Consider the following 20271-nt stretch of genomic DNA (forward strand, 5'->3'; position numbering starts at 1 on the left):
GTGAAAAATGAATAAGTCAATTATAACATTATAAAGATTTCCATTGATTTTTACACCTATTTTACACAAGCACTCACATAGATTTGATTTCTGTCTTCTATAATTGTATAGGAAAATGTAGATCTTATATAATAACAGGAGAGGAAAGAGAAATGAACGAGAATGTGAAAGTGGTTTTTGGTCTGATCGGTGGCCTTGCCTTGTTCCTTTATGGAATGAACAGCATGAGTGATGCACTTCAGAAAGCCGCAGGAGAACGAATGAAAAAAATCCTTGGATTTCTTACAAGAAATCCAATTATGGGAGCACTTGCCGGAGCACTTGTAACAGCTGTATTGCAGAGCAGTTCAGCGACGACAGTTATGGTTATCGGTTTTGTCAGTGCGGGACTTATGAGTCTTCCGCAGGCAATTTCTGTTATCTTTGGTGCCAACATAGGAACCACTATGACGGCACAGCTGATGGCATTTAAAATCAGCAATTATATTTAACCAATTATCTTTGTTGGATTTATTCTGAACTTTGTTAGCAAAAAAGAAAAGGTTAAAAATATCGGTATGGTAATTTTTTCATTCGGACTTTTATTTGAAGGAATTGAAATCATGGGTGAAGTCATGAAACCTTTGGCGGGAAGTCCGGTCTTTGTTGATCTGATGGGAAAAGTTTCATCCATTCCGGTTCTTGGTGTTGTACTGGGAGCGGTCATGACATTGGTTGTGCAGAGTAGTTCAGCTACGATTGCAGTTCTGCAGAATTTTGCATCACAGGCAGGACCGGACGGAGTAAGCAGTGTAATAGGGCTTACCGGTGCGATTCCGATTCTTCTTGGAGATAATATAGGTACAACGATCACAGCACTTCTTGCATCAATTGGACAATCTAAAAATGCAAAACGTACAGCAATTGCGCATAGTATTTTTAATATCAGTGGAAGCTGCGTTTTTATTTTCCTGGTTCCGTGGTTTGCAAAATTTGTCCAGTTTATTTCACCAAAGGGAAATGAGATTGATGTGATTTCAAGACAGATTGCAAATGCACATACAACGTTTAATATCGTCTGTACACTGGTCTGGCTGCCACTGATTCCGCTGATGGTAAAAATTGTTACAACAATCATCCGTGGAAATGACAAAACAGAGAAAGCAGCTTTTGAACCCAAATATCTGGATATGAAAGTGATTGAACAGCCGGCGGCTGCTATGGTTCTGGTATCTAAGGAACTGAACCGACTTGGAGAACTGGCAGAATCTCTGTTAAGTGATTTAAAAACGGCGATTGTAGCAGATGGAGACTCAAAAACTCATGGTTCGTTTATAGAAAATCTGGAGATTGTACATCAGTTACAGGACAGTGTGACAGAATATATTACCAGATTATTCGCAAGCGGAAACCTTACAGAACAACAGTCTGAGCAGACGGCAGGGTTACTGTATGTAAACAATAGTATTCAGAGGATTGCAGACAGATGTGAAGATATTGACCAGATATGTGAAAAAGTAAATAACAATGGAAAAAGACTGACCAGTGAAGCCTCCTCAGAAATGGAAGACTGCATTGATATTATCCAGCAGCTTTTAAAGAAAGCAATGGAGGCAATCCGTAAGGGTGATGCTGTAGTGGCTGAAACAGTTTTTAAAAATAAGAAAAAAATGCATAAAGCAGAGAAAAAATACAGTAAGGCACATTTAAACCGTGTAAAAAATGAGGTTTGTGATGCGTCTATGACAAGATATTTTTCTGGGATCATGTATAATTTTGACCGTATGGCAGATAATTGTGTCAGCATTGCAGAAGAAGCCTGTGATAATGTGGCTTTTATAAACCTTGATGAAGAGACGGGAAAATCAATGATGGAAAGAGGTGCAGTATAAAATGGTAAAGAAAAAAAACATCCGAAAATCTGCACTTCTGCTGATAATGATAATGCTGGCAACGGGAATAACAGCATGTGGAACCGAGGAAGAGCCATTGCCGGATCTGTCTGCTATGGGAGCTGTCACAGCTGTATCACGAGAAGAAGGGTCAGGAACCAGAGCAGAATTTGAGAATCTTTTGAAACTGCCTGAGAGTGATACAGGAATAGTTGTTGATTCTACAGAGAAAGTTCTGAAAAAGGTGGAAGAAGATAAAAACGCAGTTGGTTATGTCGCATATAGTTCCGCAACAGATACGAATGGAAAAATACTTCAAATCAACGGAGTTCTTCCTTCTGAGAAAACAATAGACAATAACAGTTATCCTCTTTGCAGGGATTATTATCTGGCTTATAATGGAGAACTGACAGATGTGGAACAGGATTTCCTGACTTATGTAAAGAGTAAAGGACAGGATATTGTGAAACAATATTGTATTCAGGCTGACAGTACAACAACATTCCTTTCTGACAAGTCAGAAGGAAAGATTCTGATTGAAGGATCCACTTCAATGGAACCAATGGTAAAAGCACTGGCAGATGACTATCAGAAACAAAATCCAAATGCTGAAATAGAAGTAAAAGCAACAGATTCTTCAAGAGGGATTACGGCGGTGATAAGTGGAGAGTGTGATTTCGCAATGTCATCCAGAGAATTAAAGGATTATGAAGCAGAGCTTCTGGAAACAAAAGTCATTGGAAAAGATGCTATAGCTATTGTGATAAATGAAGAAAATCCACTGGAAAATCTTACAATAAAACAACTTACAGGTCTGTACAATGGAACATATAAAAACTGGGATGATCTTTCCTGAGAAAAACGAATATAATATCTTACAAGCACTGACTATAACGGTCGGTGCTTCTTTTTTGGATTTTTTCAAAATTATCTGACATTCTTCAAATTCCCACGTGTGATTAGTGGAAAAATAATTTTTTCTGCAAAAGTACCGTCCAAATGCCCTCTGAAACTTGCTATTAGTGAGGGAATATTTCATTTATGCGAAAAAAACTTGCAAAAGGGGGTTGGTAAATACCGCTTCCCAGGCTTTATAGGTAGAGGAACAATTATTTTAAAAATTTTACCCCAAAGATGTCCGCTTTTGCCTGTCTCAGTACAGAGTATGTGAAGGGACTAACAAAAGTAAAAGAAAAAATGATAAAAATGCAAAAAAATATCACGAATCTTTTGCATCTTGCGAAGTCATTTGACTCTAGTAATCAGAGGACGTTTTGGAATGTTCCTTCGATGAACCTTGACAACCGATAAGTGCACCCTGGAAGCCTAACAGGAGTTATGCCATGACCTTTCTTTTTCTGAGAGCGAGCGAAATTATAATGACACTCCCGATGATGGGCGGCTGACCGAAGCCTTATGGTCAGTGACCTGCTGATGCAGGCAGAGGCAGTCTGAGACGGCTGCAGGTGACAGGGAAACGCACGCCAGACCGCCGGACGAATGAAACTGATGACAATGTTTACAGGGCAAAATGCCCGGAAAGGAGCAGTTTATGACAGAACTGAAAATGAAAGAAATGCAGTTGATTAACTGGTTTGGATGCCCGAATCTGATTTATACAAGGGAGAGAATCCATCTGGTTGCCATGCTTACAACAGATGAAGAAATGAAAAAGAATCTTTACAGGGTATGCAGATTCCTTGCAAGAGAAGAAATCGCATATCGGTATCCGATCATGTATGAAATGATCCGGAAAATATTTTCACCGGATGATACCAATCCACCGGAAGCATGTGCAATGTTTATGCCGGACGATGAAACAGATGATGAAGAATATGCAATGGCAGCGTAGCTGCGGAAAGGACAGTAACGATTATGAATAAAGTGGTTTTAATGGGAAGACTGACAAAGAATCCGGAGATCAAATATGCCGGAAAAGATAATGATATGGCAGTAGCAAGATATACACTGGCGGTAAACAGAAGATATAAACGTGACGGTGAACAGGAAGCGGATTTTATTTCCTGTGTCACATTCGGAAAGAGTGCAGAGTTTGCACAGAAATATCTTCACAAGGGAATGAGGATTGTGATTGGCGGTCGTATCAGCACTGGCAATTATAAGGACAAGGACGGGAAAACAATTTATACTACAGATGTGATCGTGGAAGAACATGAATTTGCCCAGAACAAGGATAATGGTGTTGGAGCTGATTCATCGGAAACACCGAAAACAGATAAGGACGGATTTATGGAAGCACCGGAAGGTGAGGTTCCATTCGACTAAACCGAAGTAAATGGTTGGAGAGGTTGCCCTTTGTCGGGGCATCCTCTTTTCCATTTTACAGAAGACATCAAAAATTACAGGTATTCAACCTAACGAAATCGTGATATAATCAAAATATGTTCAGATGAAAAATATGGAGGTTGCTTATGGGCGTAAGTTATAACAGATTATGGAAAATGCTCATAGATAAAAATATGAAGCGGATAGAGATGCAGTACCTCACCGGGATCAGTGGAAATATTCTTGCCAGGATGGGAAAAAACCAGTATGTATCAATGGAGACGATTGAGAAGATCTGCAAGAAGCTGGACTGCACCGTTGATGAGATGCTGGAATTTACAGATGATGAGTAACAAGAGCAGACATGTCAAATTATTAAAACTGGAAGAATGCTTCAGAAGTCGAAAAAAGAAATTGAAAAAAGATAACACGCCGGATACGGCATAAATCTCTTAGCAACGCTAAGAGCGCACTTCTATACAGGCAATTCCATCTGCCTGTATCGTGCGACCTGCGGTGCTGTTCCCGATTTCAAGAAATCTCAAACCGGGAAATACAGCGAAATCAGAGATTTCGTACAAGGGGAAGATCCCCTTGCGGCACAGATGCCTATCCCTGATAAAGTTTGTGACTGAATATTTCAGATATAGACATATAAGGGGAAAGAAAGTGTGAAATCAAAATTTGTGGAGAGATTTTATGATTAGAAAAGCAATACTAAAAGATGTTAATTCGATTGAAGATACTTACAATGAGCATTTCCAGTATGAACTGAATCATACAGCCTTTACTGTATTTAAGAAAGGGGTTTATCCAACGAAAGATGATGCAGAACGGGCTATTTATGCTGGTGCTTTGTTTGTATATGAAGAAAACGGAACAATTGTTGGAAGTATCATTATTGATAAAGTTCAACCAATAGAATATGCAACTATTCCTTGGAAAGAAAAATTATCTGAAGATGAGGTAATGGTAATTCACCTTTTAATGGTACGTCCGAGTATGTCTGGTAAAGGAATTGCATCATCACTAATAAAATTCGCTACAGAATTAGCACAAAAAAATAGTTGCAGGGCACTACGTTTGGATACAGGAAGTCAAAATATTCCTGCGCTATCTTTGTATCAAAAAAATGGATTTGAAATAATTGCTAGTGCTTCTAAAAAAGTTGGAGATGTAATTGCACACAAAAACCATCTTTTTCTCGAAAAGATATTGTAGTTCGTAAATTCCAGTTTGAAAAATTGAGAAAATCGGAGTTTGAGGAGCATCACCGTTATGATTAGAGAATTACGGAAAGTGGATATAAATAAAGTTGCAGAAATATGGTTAGATACAAATATAAAGACACATTATTTTATCTCTGCTCAATATTGGAAAAGTAATTTTGAGTTAGTAAAAGAACTTCTATTACAGGCAACTGTCTATGTTTACGAGGATAAACAGGAAATACAGGGTTTTATAGGGTTAAGTAACGAATACATTGAAGGTATTTTTGTTTCTGCCGAAATGCAATCTCAAGGTATAGGTAAAATTTTGCTAAACTATGTAAAGGGAAAAAGAAACAAATTAATCTTAAATGTATATCAAAAAAATACACGGGCAATATCCTTTTATCAAAGAGAAGGATTTGAGATTCAGTATAGCGGTTTGGATGAAGCTACTGGAGAAAAAGACTATGTAATGGCATGGCAGCAGAAATAGAAATTCAAGTTTTAGTGTTTGGAAAATTATGACTTAGTGTGCAAGTTGGGAGAAAATATGGTAACGGAAAAAGAGAAAAAAGCATGTCGATTTATTGCCGAATGGCTATAAGATTGTGAGACAGTCTCTGGTAGATGATCTGGAGGGCGAAAAAAAGGTATGTTGGGAGACAGAAATTTTGCAGGATGATGATAGTGGATTTACTTATGAAATCAGCAGGTGTCTGTATTTCGATACCTGTAAGGAACATGGCTATGCAGAGTTCTGCAAAGTATTTTGCAACCATGACTGGTATGCTTATGGAGTATTAAAGCATCATTCGAGATTTATCAGAAAATCGACGATTGCCGAAGATGGAACTGTATGTCATGATACAATCGAGAAAGTAACAGAGAAACATTTTTTATAAAACCGAAAAATTGATTATGGGAGGAAATTGAAAATGGCGAAAGAAGAGAGATTTGAAAAAATATATTCTCAGGGAGCATTAACTACTACTGAGATATGGGTGGATAAGGAAACTGGTGTGAATTATTTATATCATGCATGTGGGTATTCAGGTGGACTGACTCCATTGTTGGACAGAGATGGGAAACCAGTTATTTCTCAGGCTATAAATAGATGACCTTAGAAACAGCAACTGTTATGGTAAGTAACAGCATCGTCACAATATGTATATGGTCGATTGGTGTGTGCGGTAATATACTATATTCAGAAAAACAATTCAGGAGATTTTTATGAGAAGATCAGGTTGGACAAAATGGTTGATCGTGATTCCGGCAATGCTAGGCATTGTGTTGGTGACCTATGTGCGGTATACAACGGATATCTGGGGATTTGGTGCATTTATCTGCCAGCTGATTGCAATTTTGGAATTGGCTTATGGTCTGCGAATTGCGATGCTGGCACAGAATAGAAAGAAGTCCTATCGGTTAACACCGGAAGAACGACATGAGTATGCACGGTATTTATATGAGAAGCAATATCACCGTTACCCTGCTGTAGCGAATCAGATGCTTTTGGTTATGGCACGGATGAGTGTACTCCTTAACAATTATGAACGGGCTGCACAGGAGCTGGCAGATATTCGTATAGATAAATTCAATCCAGCACAGTTGAAGTTGTATTATTACCTGAAAGTGGTTACAGCAATGGCAGCAGGAGATGCGACAGGGATTCAAGAGAGCCAGATGTGTTACGCAGGGATTCCGGATACTAAATGCACATATCCGTCAAAAGCAGAGCTTGCTATGTGGATAGAGCAGAGAGCGGCAGCGCAGATGGCAGAGGCACTGAAGAAGGCAGTGCCGGATAAAAAAGAGCATCCGATACGGATCAGTATCATTACTTTGGTTCTTGCGTATAGTACCTTCTTCTATGGATTGTGGTATGGTATAAAACGTGATATGGGATATGAAGTGAGATATCGTTTCGCAGAAATATCGATTACTGTTATTACAATCAGTCTGGCGGTTCTTTTGATCTGGGGGATCGTGAGTTTATACAGACACAATTGCCAGGCATTATCCATACAATTCGGTAAAAACAAAGTGGCATTGATAATTGTCTATGGAGCTGCTGCGATATTTGCACTTTTGATTATTGGAATGAGTGGTCTGAGTGTAGTGTTCGGAATGGATGGAACAGAAACGGTGACTGGTTGTGACAGCAAATATACGTATATAACTGTGCAGGAAGATTATGGTGGTGAACGGAGATACAGAACCAATAATCCATTTGTTATGCAGAGTATGGATGGTCTGTGGTGGTCTTCGGATACAATAGATGAAGAAGATAATCAAGAAGAGGATACTACAGAATTACCGGATTTGGATACAGAGAATTCAACAGATTCAGAGGATATTCAGAGTGGAAATACCATAGAAGATTACGAGACAGAAGGGCAGCATGATGGTCTGACAATTCAAAATGCAATGCTGGCAGTTTATAATTACCTTCAGGAGCAGAATACACTTCAAAATATGGCGTTCAGTTACACGGCGAATGCAAAGGGAGAAGTCTATGCTGTCGTCAGCGAAACGCAGGAAACAAAGAACGGTAATACGGTAAATGTGAGATACTGTCTGTACGATAATGGTTCCAAGACAGATGCAGATGGTAATTCCTGCGAAGAACTGGTGTTAGAAAAAGTATATCCGGATGGCAATTACGAGACCGAATTGGTAGATTTTTATCTGGTAAATGCAGATACGATGCAGGTGACAGACGAACAGAAGAATACGTGGTAAAATAAATTCTGGGGAAGTAGGTGCATTGTATGACAATGAGAGAAAAAATAAAACTATTATCGTAAATGTTTCAAGCGGACTGGGTTCTTTTGGAAGTATGCAAAAGGACTCCAAGACATAAGAGGTGAACTGCGCTGATCCAGGTGCCACGGCAACAGATTTGAATGTCGACGGAGGAAAGCAAACAGTACAGGCGCAATCGTAAAACTTGCAATGATTGATAAAACCGGACTAACAGTAACTTTTATTAGTCGATTTGGAAATATGCCTTGGTAATCAACAATTCCGGTTTTACTGACTAAGAAAATGAGGAGGATTCATAATGAGTGAGAAAACAGAGATTACTTTTATGCAAACAAGACTAATCCGGCTTGCTTCAGAAGAGTGGCATTTACCTGTTGAACAGATTATCCACTTGTTTAAAGAAGCCGATGTTCTTGGATATATAGAAAAATGCTATGGGATTTTTCATTGTGAAGGCGATGAAGCTGTGCTTGAAGATATTACTGAATTTTTGCAAAGAAAGGGGATAGAGATTAGTGCTTGAGTTAAAAGATGGATTTGTTCTCTATCATGGAAGTTATTGTGAAGTAAAAGAGCCAGATCTTGCCAAATGTGCAAAGAGAAAAGATTTTGGACAGGGATTTTATTTAACCACATCAAAGGAACAGGCAGAAAGTTTTCTGAGAACCTCAATAGCCAAAGCCATCGCAACCGGAACAATTGAAGAGGGGCAGAAGTTTGGATATATTTCAACTTTTGAATTCAAACTTTCAGAAAATCTTGAAACGCATATTTTTGAAAATGCAGATGTGGACTGGTTACATTGTATCGCCGCTCACCGAAAGAAAAAAATGTTTATTGAGGTTGAACGTGAAATGGCAAAATATGATATCATTGCAGGAAAGATTGCGGATGATGCAACAAACGCTACTCTTACCGCTTATCTTGCGGGTGCTTTTGGGACTGCAGGTGATAAAGTAGCAGACGATTTCTGTATCAGACAGTTGCTGCCGAATAAATTGAAAGATCAATACTGCTTTAAAACTGAGGCAGCTATTGAGTGTCTGAAATTTGTGAAAGGTGAGAAGATATGGCTGAAGTAACAATTCCAAAGGAAAAAATGAATTATACAATCGACCTTCTGATCACTATGGTGACAGATGAAATCGCAGAAGAGACAGGCAAGGACAGAAACGAGGTATTGACAGATTTTTTGTGTTCAAAGACAGGAAAAGCACTGTATGATGAGAAGACAAAGCTGTGGTGCACTGGTCCGGCATATATAGCTGAACTGTATATGGAAGAATTAAAGAAATCCTGATATGGGATGTGAGTTTAAATTTATACGACAATGGTGACAAAGACTTTCATTCCAAGGAGCAACAATTAAATATTTCAAAAACGCTGAGGTCAGCATTTCCTAATCACAGGACAACGACCTCAGTTTTTTATACCCAGGAATCGGCATTCATGAATAAGCCGGTTCTTTTTGTTTACAGAAAAAAGAAGGAGTACAAGAAAATGAGCAGAGCAAAAAATCCAAAGTATGAATCCATGTCATTGGAGGAACTGAAGGCCAACATGGAAAAGAGCAGACAGGAACTGGAGGCAGCAATTCACCACAAAAACATTCTGGAGCAGCGGAAGAAGCTGGTAGAACGCAGGGAACGTTCCCACCGGCTGATTGTCAAAGGGGCAGAGTTTGAGAAAGTATTTCCGCTGTCCAGAGATCTGGAACAGGAAGACGTCCAGGACATGATGAATCAACTGCAGAACAGCAGTTACAACAAGAGTATTGTGCGGCAGGCTCATATAGCCGCCTTACACAAAGATCAACAGCAGATTGCAGAAGCAGTAAAAAAGACAGAGAAGGGAGATGACAGTTAATGGCACTGTATCATTTTTCAGTAAGGAATGTATCCAGAGGGAAAGGGCAGATGGTGGTCGCTTCCGCAGCCTATATTTCCGGGCAGAGGATTTTTGACAGTTATTACAACAAGATACACGATTATACGAGCAAGTCAGGTGTGATATTTACAGAAATCCTGACACCGGAGTATGTGCCAGAGCGTCTGACTGACAGGGAAACACTCTGGAACGAGGTGGAGCATGTGGAACGGAACAACAAGGCACAGCTTGCCTATTCGTTTGACATTGCACTGCAGAATGAATTGACACTTGAGGAAAATATCAGACTGGCAAAAGAGTTCTGCCAGGAGCAGTTTGTGGCACGTGGCATGATCGTGGATCTGGCAGTCCATGAGGGAAAAGCGGAAAATGAAGAAGAACCGGATAATCCCCATTTCCATGTGCTTGTCCCAATCCGTCCTTTTACAGAGGAAGGAATCTGGGGCAATAAGCAGAGAAGGGAATATATTCTTGATGAGGATGGAAACCGGGTGAAGGATGCCAAAGGAAAAGATATGTTCAATGCTGTTTCTACTACCGGATGGAATGATCCGGAGCTTTTAAAAGAATGGCGGCGGGCATGGACAGAGAAAGTAAATGGGAAATTCAGGGAGTGCCACATGGCATCCAGAATCGACCACCGTTCCTACAAAGAACAGGGGATTGACCTGATCCCGACCATCCATGAGGGATATGAAGTCCGGGCAATGGAGAAAAAGGGAATCAAAACGGTGATCGGAGAATTGAACCGGGCAATCCGGCAGTTTAACCAGATGTTTATTTCTCTGAAAGAATCCATTCAGTGGATGAAGACAGCTTATGAGGAAATGAAAGCAGAGCTGGATCGCAGGCAGAACCCGACACTGCTGGAAAGCCTGCAGGATTATTATGATAAAAAGACACAGGGCAGACCACCACTTCCCAATTTTTATGCGGAGATGAAACAGAGAGGTAAGAATCTCTCCAATTTACAGGAGTTTGCAAAATCCATCAGTTATCTTCAGACACATCAGATAGAAACGATGGATGACTTGCAGGAACGGATTGAGGAACTGAACGGTGTTGTTTCTGTCAGTAAAAAAGAAATTTCTGAAAAGCGGAAACAGTTAAAGGAACTTGAGAATCTGGAAAAGATGGCAGAGGTAATAAAAACAAATCAGCCATTGATTGATGAGTATAACCATTTCTATTTTCAGAAAAGACGGGAGAGATATTATCAGCAGCATAAAAAAGAAATCAATTATTACCGCAAATGTGAACGGGAACTGAAACAACATCTGGATAAAAATGGAAAAGTGCCAACTGCCAGATGGAAACGGGAGAAAGAAGAACTTCAGGCGGGGATCGAAGAGCTGAAAGCAGATAATCAGCCGTACCAGGAGGAACTAACTTTTGTGAAAAAGGTACAGAGCTGTGCGGATATTGCCAGACGTGACCGGGAAATGGCAGAAGCAGATACTTCCGGGCGTTCAGAAGAAAAAAGGGAGAAGCAGGTGAAGTTCCCGACATTTTACACAGTTCAGGCGAAAGAGATTCTTGAAGAAAACGGGAAAGCAGAGCAACAGCCGTTGAACCAGTCGGAGCAGAATCCAGAAAAGAAGACCTCTCTTCTGAGAAAACTGGATGAAAAAAAGAAAGAGTGTGCAGAGCGTGATGCAAAACAACAGGCAGTGAAGAAAAAGCGAAACTATGACATGAGTTTATAACAGTCTGTCAGCAGGACAGACGGGAAAGGATGAGCAAAATGCAGTATACAGAAGAACAAATTATAAGAGCAAATCAGACAGATATTGTTTCTTTTCTGAGCGCACAGGGAGAACAACTAGGGAAAAGCGGAAAGGAATACCGTTGGAAAAAGCATGACAGTGTAACGGTATCCGGAAACCGGTGGTACAGGCACAGTCAGGGGAGGGGTGGCTATCCGGTGGATTTTGTGATGGAATTTTACAATGCCACATTTCCGGAAGCTGTCAAGATGCTAACCGGGGAGGAAGGCGAAGGCAGGAACAGTACCTGCCCCGCCCCGTCCCCTGACTTCCGATTACCAGAGAAAGAGGAAAATAATGATAGAATCATCAGATATCTGACAGAAAACAGAGGGATTGAAAAGAATATGGTGGAGGAATGGATCGGCAGTGGGGATATTTATGAAGAAAAGAAGCACCATAATGTGGTGTTTGTTGGCAGAGATGCAGACGGTATTCCAAGATATGCCCATTGCAGGGGAACTGGTGAAACAAAATACCGGGGAGATGTGGCTGAATCTGATAAATCTTACGGATTCTGTCACAGAGGGACGGATAATCAGTTGTTTGTGTTTGAAGCAGCCATTGATCTGCTTTCTTTTATCCAATTATTTCCCAAAGACTGGAAAAAGCGGAGCTACCTGAGTCTGGGTGGCATTTCCAGTGCGGCACTGATGGCTTTTCTTTCTGAACGCCCTCAGATTACTTCGGTTTTCCTGTGCCTGGATAATGACCATGCAGGGAATGAAGCCAGTGAGAAATTGGCAATAGAAATCCCGGACGGATACAGTGTCATCCGTCTGAAACCGTCCCGAAAGGACTGGAATGAAATCCTCTGTGATAAAAATGCAGACAGGAAGAAATCAATCATTGAAACAGTTACAATGAAAGTACCGGAGAAGGAAGAACTGGTGCCGATGTTGTGTTATGAAGACATTGAACAGACCAGTGTAGAATGGCTGTGGTTTCCCTATCTGCCATTTGGAAAACTGACGATTATTCAGGGCAATCCAGGAGAGGGAAAAACTTATTTTGCCATGATGCTGACCGCAGCCTGCACGAACCGTAAGACTTTCCCGAACATGGAAGAGATTGAACCTTTTAATGTGATCTATCAGACTGCAGAAGACGGTATGGGAGATACGATTAAGCCGAGGCTGGTGGAAGCAGGAGCAGACCTGAGTCGGGTGATGGTCATTGATGATACAGAGGAAGCATTGACGTTATCCGATGACCGTATTGAAAAAGCAATCCGTCAGAATCAGGTCAGACTTTTAATCATTGATCCGGTACAGGCTTTTATCGGTGCCGATGTGGATATGAACCGGGCAAATGAAGTCCGTCCGGTATTCCGGAAACTGGGAATGATCGCTGAAAAGACCGGTTGTGCGATTGTGCTGATCGGACATCTGAATAAATCTTCAGGGACACAGAGTACTTACCGGGGACTTGGTTCTATTGATATCATGGCGGCGGTGAGAAGCCTGCTTTTTATCGGGAAAGTAAAGAAAGACCCGACAACAAGAGTACTGATCCATGAGAAAAGTTCTCTTGCACCTCCAGGTGAGACGATGGCATTTAAACTTGGAGATGAAGAAGGATTCCGCTGGGTGGGAGCTTATGAGATTTCCGCAGATGATCTTCTGGACGGAAAGGAAGGAAAGCCGACAGAAACAAAACTGCAACGGGGAACGAAACTGATCTATGAACTGCTTGCAGACGGAAATGCAGTCACAATCCGGGAACTGGATGAAAAGGCAAAAGCACAGGGAATCTCCCAGAGAACCATGCGAGAAGCCAGAAGCCGGATGAAAGAAGAACTGGATTATCGGATGAATGAAAAGCAGGAAAATACCATTCGATTAAAAAAACAAGGGAGAATGGGTGACGGCAGAATTTTGGAGTGAACGGCAGGCTTTATAGATACCCTATCTGCCGTCTGCCGTCTGCCGGTGCAAGGCAATCAAACGGAAATAGCAGGTATCCATACAGAATAAGGATTGCTGTGAATCTGGAACAAAAATGAATTGTAATATGGCGGATATAATGGTATGATTATCCGGTAACAGCAATGTTACGGGGAAGCACCTGTGACAGGGTGTGGCTGCCTCCTGATATTTACAGACCGGAGCCTTTCGGGGTTCTGAGATGAAAGAAAGGAGGTGCGTGATATGACAGCTTATGAGATTATCTCAATATTCTTAGGCGTACTCAGTTTACTGATCGCTTTTGGTAGCCTGTTAATTGCGATTATTGCCTTTCTTGATCGGAAGAACAAGAGGAAATAAAAATGCCTATCCTGTCTGCCAACAGGATAGGCGGTGGTCGTAAGACCATTTAGTCAACTCAGGCGGCATCCACTTTGGAGTGGGTGCTTTTCCTATAACAAATGTACCACACATTCCTCTTGTTTTCAATGGGAAAATTAAAATATGCAGTTCATCTGACAGGGATTTATCCCTGTCTTTATTATATCCCCAATTTCTGAAATGTTAATACAAAAATTTTAATATATGTAACCAACAGTCTGGGCAGTTAATCTGTAAAAATGGATTAGCTGCTCTTTTTTTGCAAAAAATGGAGGTTTTACAATGGCAGTGAAGAAGAAAATTATCAACATCAGAGTATATTTTGACGGTGATCAGGACGCAAAAGAAGTGTTTGCAGAGGTGATCGCACAGAAAATACGTGACACGAAAACAAAAGATAAACTTGCAATAATGAAAGATAAGCAGTATAATGATTATGAGTTCAGTAATCTGAAATCTGCGTAGGATGTGCAAAGTAACGGAGGTATCAGATGAACAACAGATATATGAGTAACAATATAGAAAGAAATGCAACCTGGAGAGTTGGTGTATACTGCCGACTTTCCAAAGATGACGAATTGACCGGAGAGAGTGCCAGCATCTCCAACCAGAGAGACATACTGGTGAATTACTGTCAGTCACAGGGCTGGCAGGTGGTGGATGTGTTTCAGGACGATGGTTATACAGGATTGAACACAGACCGACCTGATTTGCAGAGACTTCTCAAAGCCTGTGAAAAAGGACTGGTGAATCTTGTAATTACCAAAGACCAGAGCCGACTGGGACGAAACCATGTACAGACAGGATTTCTGATGGAGGAGTTTTTCCCAAAGCATGGAGTAAGGTATATCGCATTATATGATAATGTGGATACCTTTGCCGGAGACAATGAGATTGCCCCATTTAAGAACGTGCTGAACGAGATGTATTCCAGAGATATTTCCAAGAAAGTCCATGCGTCCTATCACCTGCAGGCAACCAAGGGAAAGTTTACAGGTGTTGTTCCACCACTGGGATATCAGAAAGACCCGGAGGAAAAGGGACATCTCCTGATTGACGACGAGACAGCACCGATTGTCCGGAAAATTTTCCAGTGGGCGGTGGACGGTCATGGGATTAACTTTATATCCAGAGAACTGGAACGCCAGCAGATTCCCTGCCCGTCATGGTGGCACCGGAAACGGGGACTCCGCACCTATTACACAAAATGGGAAAAGAAAGACCCGGAAAATGGGAAATATGTATGGGATGAATCCTATCTGAAATCCCTGCTGATGAATCCCGTTTACTGTGGTGACATGGCTTCCCAGAAAAGGTACTACCGTTTCAAGATTGGCAATCAGGGAGATAAAGCTCCGGAGGACTGGATCACAGTCAGGGATACCCACGAAGCAATCATTCCGCAGGATGTATTTGATCTGGTACAGGCAAAGATGAAAGGCAGGAAACGCCAGACAGAACAGGGAGAATACAGCATGTTTGCCGGATTACTCCGCTGTGCAGAGTGTGGCGGTGCGTTGACGTTGAAGAAGACGCACACCAAAGACCAGCATGAAGTTTATACCTGTTCCACTTATATCCATAAGGGGAAAGCACATTGTACCCAGCACCGGGTGGACGCTGATGACCTGTATGATGCAGTCCTTACCAGAATCCAGGAATGTGCAAAAGCAGTTACCGGAGACGGAACAGAACTGGAAAACCGGGTAAAGGAGTTATGCGAGGAAGATACACAGGGACACAGGGAAAGTCTGGAGAAGCTGGTATCAAAGCAGAAAGACCGCCTGGAAACGTTAGACCGGCTGATTGCAAAACTGTATGATGACCTTATCAATGACAAGATTACAGAATCTGTTTTTGATAAGATGCTGGAGAAGACACAGAAGGAGCAGACAGATATCAAAAAGGAACTTTTCCAGAATGAGAGTGTGCTGAATACGGAAGAAAAACTGGATGCACAGTCCCAGCAGTGGATTGACGATATTAGCGAGTATGCGGACATCAAAGAACTGGATGCCAATCTTCTGAACCGGCTGATCAGTAAAATCGTTATCTCAGAACCGCAGGAGAAAGACGGAACAGAAAATTACTGCCGTACTCCTGAAACGGTCACAATGGAAATTCATTTCAACTTAAAACCAATACCGGAGCTTGGAACCATCGAAAGAGGTTCCGGCTCCCATAAATAAGAAAAATCTATCAAAATTTAATCTATTTTAATCTTTTCAAGGCTCATTTCGAGCAAATATTTTCTCATAAAAGACATAAAACAGCTGATGGCTGGTGCCGGAATCATGCTGCTGGGAACTACCCTGATTCCACAGCTGGCAACATTGTTCTCTTAAGAGGAGTGGTAGATGAACACCATCATTGAGAGAATTACGGAAGCGATAAAGGATATCCTGATCGGGCTTATTAAGTCAAGTTTGGATAACATGTTCACGTCTGTCAATGAGCAGGTGGGAACCATAGCCGGGCAGGTGGGACAGACACCGCAGGGATGGAATGCAGGGATTTTTAATCTGATTCAGAATATATCCCAAACGGTGATTGTCCCCATTGCGGGACTGATCATCACCTTTGTCCTGTGCTATGAATTGATCACGATGGTAACACAGAAAAACAATTTCCATGAATTTGAGACTTATAACATTTTCCTCTGGATCTTCAAAGCGTATGTAGCCGTTTATCTGGTGACAAATACGTTCAATATCACGATGGCGGTCTTTGATGTTGGCCAGCATGTGGTCAACAATGCCGCCGGGGTGATATCAGGAAACACTGCGGTGGATGCAACAGAAGCAATTTCACGGATTGTGGATGCCCTGGAGGATATGGAGTTAGGGGATTTGTTCCTGCTATCCATGGAAACGATGTTGATCAGTGTTACCATGCACATTCTGTCAATTATCATTACGGTAATCTTGTTCGGAAGAATGATAGAAATTTACCTTTATACTTCCATAGCACCAATTCCGTTTGCCACCATGACCAATAAGGAATGGGGCAATATCGGAAACAACTATTTAAAAGGCTTGTTCGCACTGGCATTTCAGGGATTCTTCATGATGGTCTGTGTGGGAATTTATGCAGTTTTAGTAAATGCAATGACCATATCCAGTGACCTTCATGCAGCAATGTTTTCAGTAGCGGCTTATACCGTGATTCTTGCATTTTCATTATTCAAGACCGGAAGCCTTAGCAAATCAATATTCAATGCCCATTAACGGGCAGGAAAGGAGCGCATACCATGGCGTATGTACCAGTACCAAAAGACCTTACCAAGGTCAAAACAAAAGTAGCGTTAAATCTGACAAAGCGGCAGCTGATTTTCTTTTCACTTGCCGCAGTTGTGGGGATTCCGTTTTATCTGTTCATGAGAAAACCAATCGGTTCCAGTATTGCTGCCATTCTGATGGTAACGATCATGCTTCCATTTTTCTTCATGGCAATGTATGAAAAAGACGGGCTTCCCTTTGAAAAAGTGGTGGCAAATATCATTCGACAGAAGTTTATCTGTCCAGCGGTAAGACCATATAAGACAGAAAATTTTTATCAGGAGATTTCCACCCTTGTAAAAAAGGAGGGTGTGCCGGATGGCAAAAAAGACAAAGCAGGAGGCTCAGCAGGAGCGTCTGTCTCTGGCGGAAAAAAGAAACCGTCAGGAAAGAAGAAACAAAAAAAGCAGAAAAGAAAGAGAACAGGAAAAGCGTAAGAAGAAACAGGAACGGGATCGCAGGAAACAGAAAGGCATTCCTACAACTGCACAGCAGAGCATTCCGTATATTCGGATGCTGCAGGATGGTATCTGCCAGGTGACAAAGACCTTTTTCTCTAAGACGATTCAGTTTTATGACATCAATTATCAGCTAGCTTTAAATGAGGATAAGACCACGATATTTGAGAATTACTGTGATTTCTTAAATTACTTTGATTCTTCCATCAGTGTGCAGCTGTCCTTTATCAATCAGCAGGTGGATGTGGCAGAATTTGAGAAAAGTATTGATATTCCGGATCAGAACGATGACTTCAATTCCATTCGTGAAGAATACCGTACTATGCTGAAAAATCAGCTTTCCAAAGGAAATAATGGTCTGGTAAAGACGAAGTATATCACTTTTGGAATTGAAGCAGAAAGTCTGAAGGTAGCAAGACCAAGGCTTGAAAGAATCGAAACAGATATCTTAAATAACTTTAAGGTTCTGGGAGCACAGGCACATTCTTTGAATGGACTGGAAAGGCTGGAGATTCTGTATCATGTGTTCAACCAGGATCGGATTGAACCATTTAAGTTCCAGTACAAGATGCTTCCGGAAACCGGATTAAAGACCAAAGATTTTATTGCACCGACTTCCTTTAACTTTTCCAAGAATCAGACATTTTTGATGGGAAGAACGATGGGAAGTGTGAGTTACCTTCAGATTCTTGCACCGGAGCTGACAGACCGGATGCTTGCAGATTTTCTGGATGTGGATGACAGCATCAATGTCAACATTCATATCCAGTCCATTGATCAGAGTTCAGCAATCAAGATGATCAAGAGTAAGATTTCTGATCTTGATAAGATGAAGATCGAAGAGCAGAAGCGTGCGGTACGTTCCGGTTATGATATGGACGTGCTTCCATCGGACCTTGTGACTTATGGCGAAGAGGCAAAGAATCTGCTGGAAGATCTGCAGTCCAGAAATGAGAGAATGTTCCTTGTGACAGTTCTGGTAATGAATACCGCAAAGAAGCGTCAGAAGCTGGATAATAATATTTTCCAGGTGCAGGGGATCGCACAGAAATATAACTGTTCCTTAAAACAGCTGGATTATCAGCAGGAAGCAGCACTCATGTCCTGTATTCCGCTTGGAGTCAATCGAATTGAAATTCAGAGAGGGCTTACCACATCTTCAACAGCGATCTTCGTGCCATTTACGACACAGGAACTGTTTCAGGAAGGGGAAGCTCTTTATTATGGATTGAATGCATTATCCAACAACATGATCATGGTTGATCGGAAACGTCTGAAGAACCCGAATGGACTGATTCTTGGTACACCAGGTTCCGGTAAGTCATTCTCAGCAAAGAGGGAAATTACAAACTGCTTTTTGATTACGGAGGACGATATCATTGTCTGTGATCCAGAAGCCGAATATTCGGCACTTGTGCAGGCGCTGCATGGGCAGGTGGTAAGAGTTTCGCCGGTATCTGACCAGTATATCAATCCAATGGATCTGAACCTGAATTATTCTGAGGAAGATAATCCGCTGTCATTGAAAGCAGATTTTATCCTGTCTTTGTGTGAGCTGATTGTTGGAGGAAAGAATGGATTGGAACCGGTAGAAAAAACGATTATTGACCGTTGTGTGCGGTTAGTATATCAGGAATACCTTGCCGATCCAATACCGGAGAAGATGCCAATCCTGGAGGACTTATACAACCTTCTGAGAAAACAGGAAGAGCCGGAAGCACAGCGGCTGGCTACTTCATTAGAGATCTATGTTACAGGCTCTTTGAATGTATTTAACCATCAGACAAACGTGGATATCAATAACCGCATTGTCTGCTTTGACATCAAAGAATTGGGAAAACAGCTGAAAAAGATTGGGATGCTCGTAATCCAGGATCAGGTCTGGAACAGGGTAACGATGAACCGTTCTGCCCATAAGTCCACCAGATACTATGTGGATGAGTTCCATCTTCTTTTGAAGGAAGAGCAGACTGCAGCCTACAGCGTGGAGATTTGGAAGCGATTCCGTAAATGGGGTGGTATCCCAACGGGCATCACCCAGAATATTAAGGATTTATTGTCTTCCAGGGAAATAGAGAATATATTTGAAAATTCAGATTTTATTTATATGCTGAACCAGGCTTCCGGAGACAGGCAGATTCTTGCAAAACAGCTGAATATCTCACCAACCCAGCTGTCCTATGTAACCAACAGTAATGAGGGGGAAGGACTTCTGTTCTATGGAAATGTCATTATCCCGTTCGTAGACAGATTCCCGAAGAATTCCCTCTATAAAATCATGACAACCCGCTTAGAGGAAACTTCCGAAGCAGGTTAAATCAAAGGAGAAGACAATGTTACGAGCAATTTCATATGTATTAACTTTTAGTGGCGGTGCTGTATTTGGCATCGCTTTTCTCTGTTTATTACAGGCAGGGAAAGGGTATCCGAAAAAGGAGGAGTAAGTAGTGGCAGAACAGA

Annotated in this window: 23 protein-coding genes and 1 pseudogene; all 24 read left to right on the forward strand. The window is 41.4% G+C overall.

Translation table 11 applies throughout. The features are described 5' to 3' along the window. Positions 1 to 152: 152 nt before the first annotated feature. The 24 genes and pseudogenes from GPK88_RS07910 (at position 153) to GPK88_RS08020 (ending at position 20255) form a co-directional block, all read left to right on the forward strand. Positions 153 to 1871 (forward strand): annotated as a pseudogene (locus GPK88_RS07910) (Na/Pi cotransporter family protein). 1 nt (position 1872) lies between these two features. Further along, on the forward strand, positions 1873 to 2727 hold the full coding sequence (locus tag GPK88_RS07915) for a substrate-binding domain-containing protein (RefSeq protein WP_015543454.1): 855 nt from the start codon (positions 1873 to 1875) through the stop codon (positions 2725 to 2727). Positions 2728 to 3423: 696 nt separating this feature from the next. Next, the gene (locus GPK88_RS07920; protein ID WP_015543455.1) at positions 3424 to 3723 is read left to right on the forward strand and encodes a hypothetical protein; all 300 of its coding nucleotides are present in this window, start codon (positions 3424 to 3426) and stop codon (positions 3721 to 3723) included. A gap of 23 nt (positions 3724 to 3746) precedes the next feature. Beyond that, positions 3747 to 4157: a single-stranded DNA-binding protein gene (locus GPK88_RS07925; RefSeq protein ID WP_003864594.1), complete on the forward strand. Its 411-nt coding sequence runs from the start codon at positions 3747 to 3749 to the stop codon at positions 4155 to 4157. A 176-nt stretch (positions 4158 to 4333) separates the two neighbouring features. After that, positions 4334 to 4510, forward strand: coding sequence for a helix-turn-helix domain-containing protein (locus GPK88_RS07930; RefSeq protein ID WP_330382896.1), 177 nt, complete (start codon positions 4334 to 4336; stop codon positions 4508 to 4510). Positions 4511 to 4856: 346 nt separating this feature from the next. Then, positions 4857 to 5378: a GNAT family N-acetyltransferase gene (locus GPK88_RS07935; RefSeq protein WP_003864592.1), complete on the forward strand. Its 522-nt coding sequence runs from the start codon at positions 4857 to 4859 to the stop codon at positions 5376 to 5378. A gap of 57 nt (positions 5379 to 5435) precedes the next feature. Further along, positions 5436 to 5861 (forward strand): N-acetyltransferase, encoded by a 426-nt coding sequence (locus GPK88_RS07940; protein ID WP_003864588.1) that lies wholly within the window; start codon positions 5436 to 5438, stop codon positions 5859 to 5861. A 94-nt stretch (positions 5862 to 5955) separates the two neighbouring features. Next, positions 5956 to 6270, forward strand: coding sequence for an L-2-amino-thiazoline-4-carboxylic acid hydrolase (locus tag GPK88_RS07945; RefSeq protein ID WP_040466130.1), 315 nt, complete (start codon positions 5956 to 5958; stop codon positions 6268 to 6270). 33 nt (positions 6271 to 6303) lie between these two features. After that, positions 6304 to 6486 carry a DUF6440 family protein gene (locus GPK88_RS07950; protein WP_003864586.1) on the forward strand — a complete coding sequence of 61 codons (183 nt, stop codon included), beginning with the start codon at positions 6304 to 6306 and terminating at the stop codon, positions 6484 to 6486. Positions 6487 to 6598: 112 nt separating this feature from the next. Next, positions 6599 to 8110: a hypothetical protein gene (locus GPK88_RS07955; RefSeq protein WP_003864585.1), complete on the forward strand. Its 1512-nt coding sequence runs from the start codon at positions 6599 to 6601 to the stop codon at positions 8108 to 8110. Between the two features lie 322 nt (positions 8111 to 8432). Continuing rightward, complete coding sequence (locus GPK88_RS07960) at positions 8433 to 8657, forward strand: DUF3791 domain-containing protein (protein WP_003864584.1); 225 nt, start codon at positions 8433 to 8435, stop codon at positions 8655 to 8657. Continuing rightward, positions 8650 to 9216 (forward strand): DUF3990 domain-containing protein, encoded by a 567-nt coding sequence (locus GPK88_RS07965; RefSeq protein WP_020944841.1) that lies wholly within the window; start codon positions 8650 to 8652, stop codon positions 9214 to 9216. The genes GPK88_RS07960 and GPK88_RS07965 overlap by 8 nt, the downstream gene beginning before the upstream one ends. Next, on the forward strand, positions 9204 to 9434 hold the full coding sequence (locus GPK88_RS07970) for a hypothetical protein (RefSeq protein WP_003864582.1): 231 nt from the start codon (positions 9204 to 9206) through the stop codon (positions 9432 to 9434). Before GPK88_RS07965 ends, GPK88_RS07970 begins: the two co-directional genes overlap by 13 nt. Before the next feature lie 200 nt (positions 9435 to 9634). Further along, positions 9635 to 10000, forward strand: coding sequence for a DUF3847 domain-containing protein (locus GPK88_RS07975; protein ID WP_015543456.1), 366 nt, complete (start codon positions 9635 to 9637; stop codon positions 9998 to 10000). Continuing rightward, a complete protein-coding gene (mobQ, locus tag GPK88_RS07980) occupies positions 10000 to 11727 on the forward strand; it encodes a MobQ family relaxase (RefSeq protein WP_003864580.1) in 1728 nt (575 codons plus the stop codon). Before GPK88_RS07975 ends, mobQ begins: the two co-directional genes overlap by 1 nt. A gap of 38 nt (positions 11728 to 11765) precedes the next feature. Further along, positions 11766 to 13673, forward strand: coding sequence for an AAA family ATPase (locus GPK88_RS07985; protein WP_173772485.1), 1908 nt, complete (start codon positions 11766 to 11768; stop codon positions 13671 to 13673). Between the two features lie 264 nt (positions 13674 to 13937). After that, positions 13938 to 14054, forward strand: a complete 117-nt coding sequence (locus GPK88_RS18835) for a putative holin-like toxin (protein ID WP_015543458.1) — start codon at positions 13938 to 13940, stop codon at positions 14052 to 14054. Positions 14055 to 14357: 303 nt separating this feature from the next. Beyond that, positions 14358 to 14540, forward strand: coding sequence for a hypothetical protein (locus GPK88_RS07990; RefSeq protein ID WP_015521925.1), 183 nt, complete (start codon positions 14358 to 14360; stop codon positions 14538 to 14540). A 26-nt stretch (positions 14541 to 14566) separates the two neighbouring features. After that, entirely contained in the window at positions 14567 to 16264 is a 1698-nt protein-coding gene (locus GPK88_RS07995; protein ID WP_015521926.1) for a recombinase family protein, read from the forward strand. Between the two features lie 84 nt (positions 16265 to 16348). Next, on the forward strand, positions 16349 to 16420 hold the full coding sequence (locus GPK88_RS18840) for a hypothetical protein (protein ID WP_255626455.1): 72 nt from the start codon (positions 16349 to 16351) through the stop codon (positions 16418 to 16420). 12 nt (positions 16421 to 16432) lie between these two features. Further along, the gene (locus tag GPK88_RS08005) at positions 16433 to 17302 is read left to right on the forward strand and encodes a VirB6/TrbL-like conjugal transfer protein, CD1112 family (protein ID WP_195303090.1); all 870 of its coding nucleotides are present in this window, start codon (positions 16433 to 16435) and stop codon (positions 17300 to 17302) included. 23 nt (positions 17303 to 17325) lie between these two features. Continuing rightward, positions 17326 to 17790 (forward strand): PrgI family protein, encoded by a 465-nt coding sequence (locus GPK88_RS08010; RefSeq protein ID WP_055268321.1) that lies wholly within the window; start codon positions 17326 to 17328, stop codon positions 17788 to 17790. Next, positions 17672 to 20128 (forward strand): VirB4-like conjugal transfer ATPase, CD1110 family, encoded by a 2457-nt coding sequence (locus GPK88_RS08015; protein ID WP_215707665.1) that lies wholly within the window; start codon positions 17672 to 17674, stop codon positions 20126 to 20128. The genes GPK88_RS08010 and GPK88_RS08015 overlap by 119 nt, the downstream gene beginning before the upstream one ends. 16 nt (positions 20129 to 20144) lie before the next feature. Then, the gene (locus tag GPK88_RS08020; RefSeq protein WP_008688066.1) at positions 20145 to 20255 is read left to right on the forward strand and encodes a hypothetical protein; all 111 of its coding nucleotides are present in this window, start codon (positions 20145 to 20147) and stop codon (positions 20253 to 20255) included. Positions 20256 to 20271: the final 16 nt, after the last annotated feature.

The organism is Blautia sp. MCC269 (assembly GCF_018785655.1).
In the GTDB taxonomy this organism is placed as follows: Bacteria; Bacillota; Clostridia; order Lachnospirales; family Lachnospiraceae; genus Blautia_A.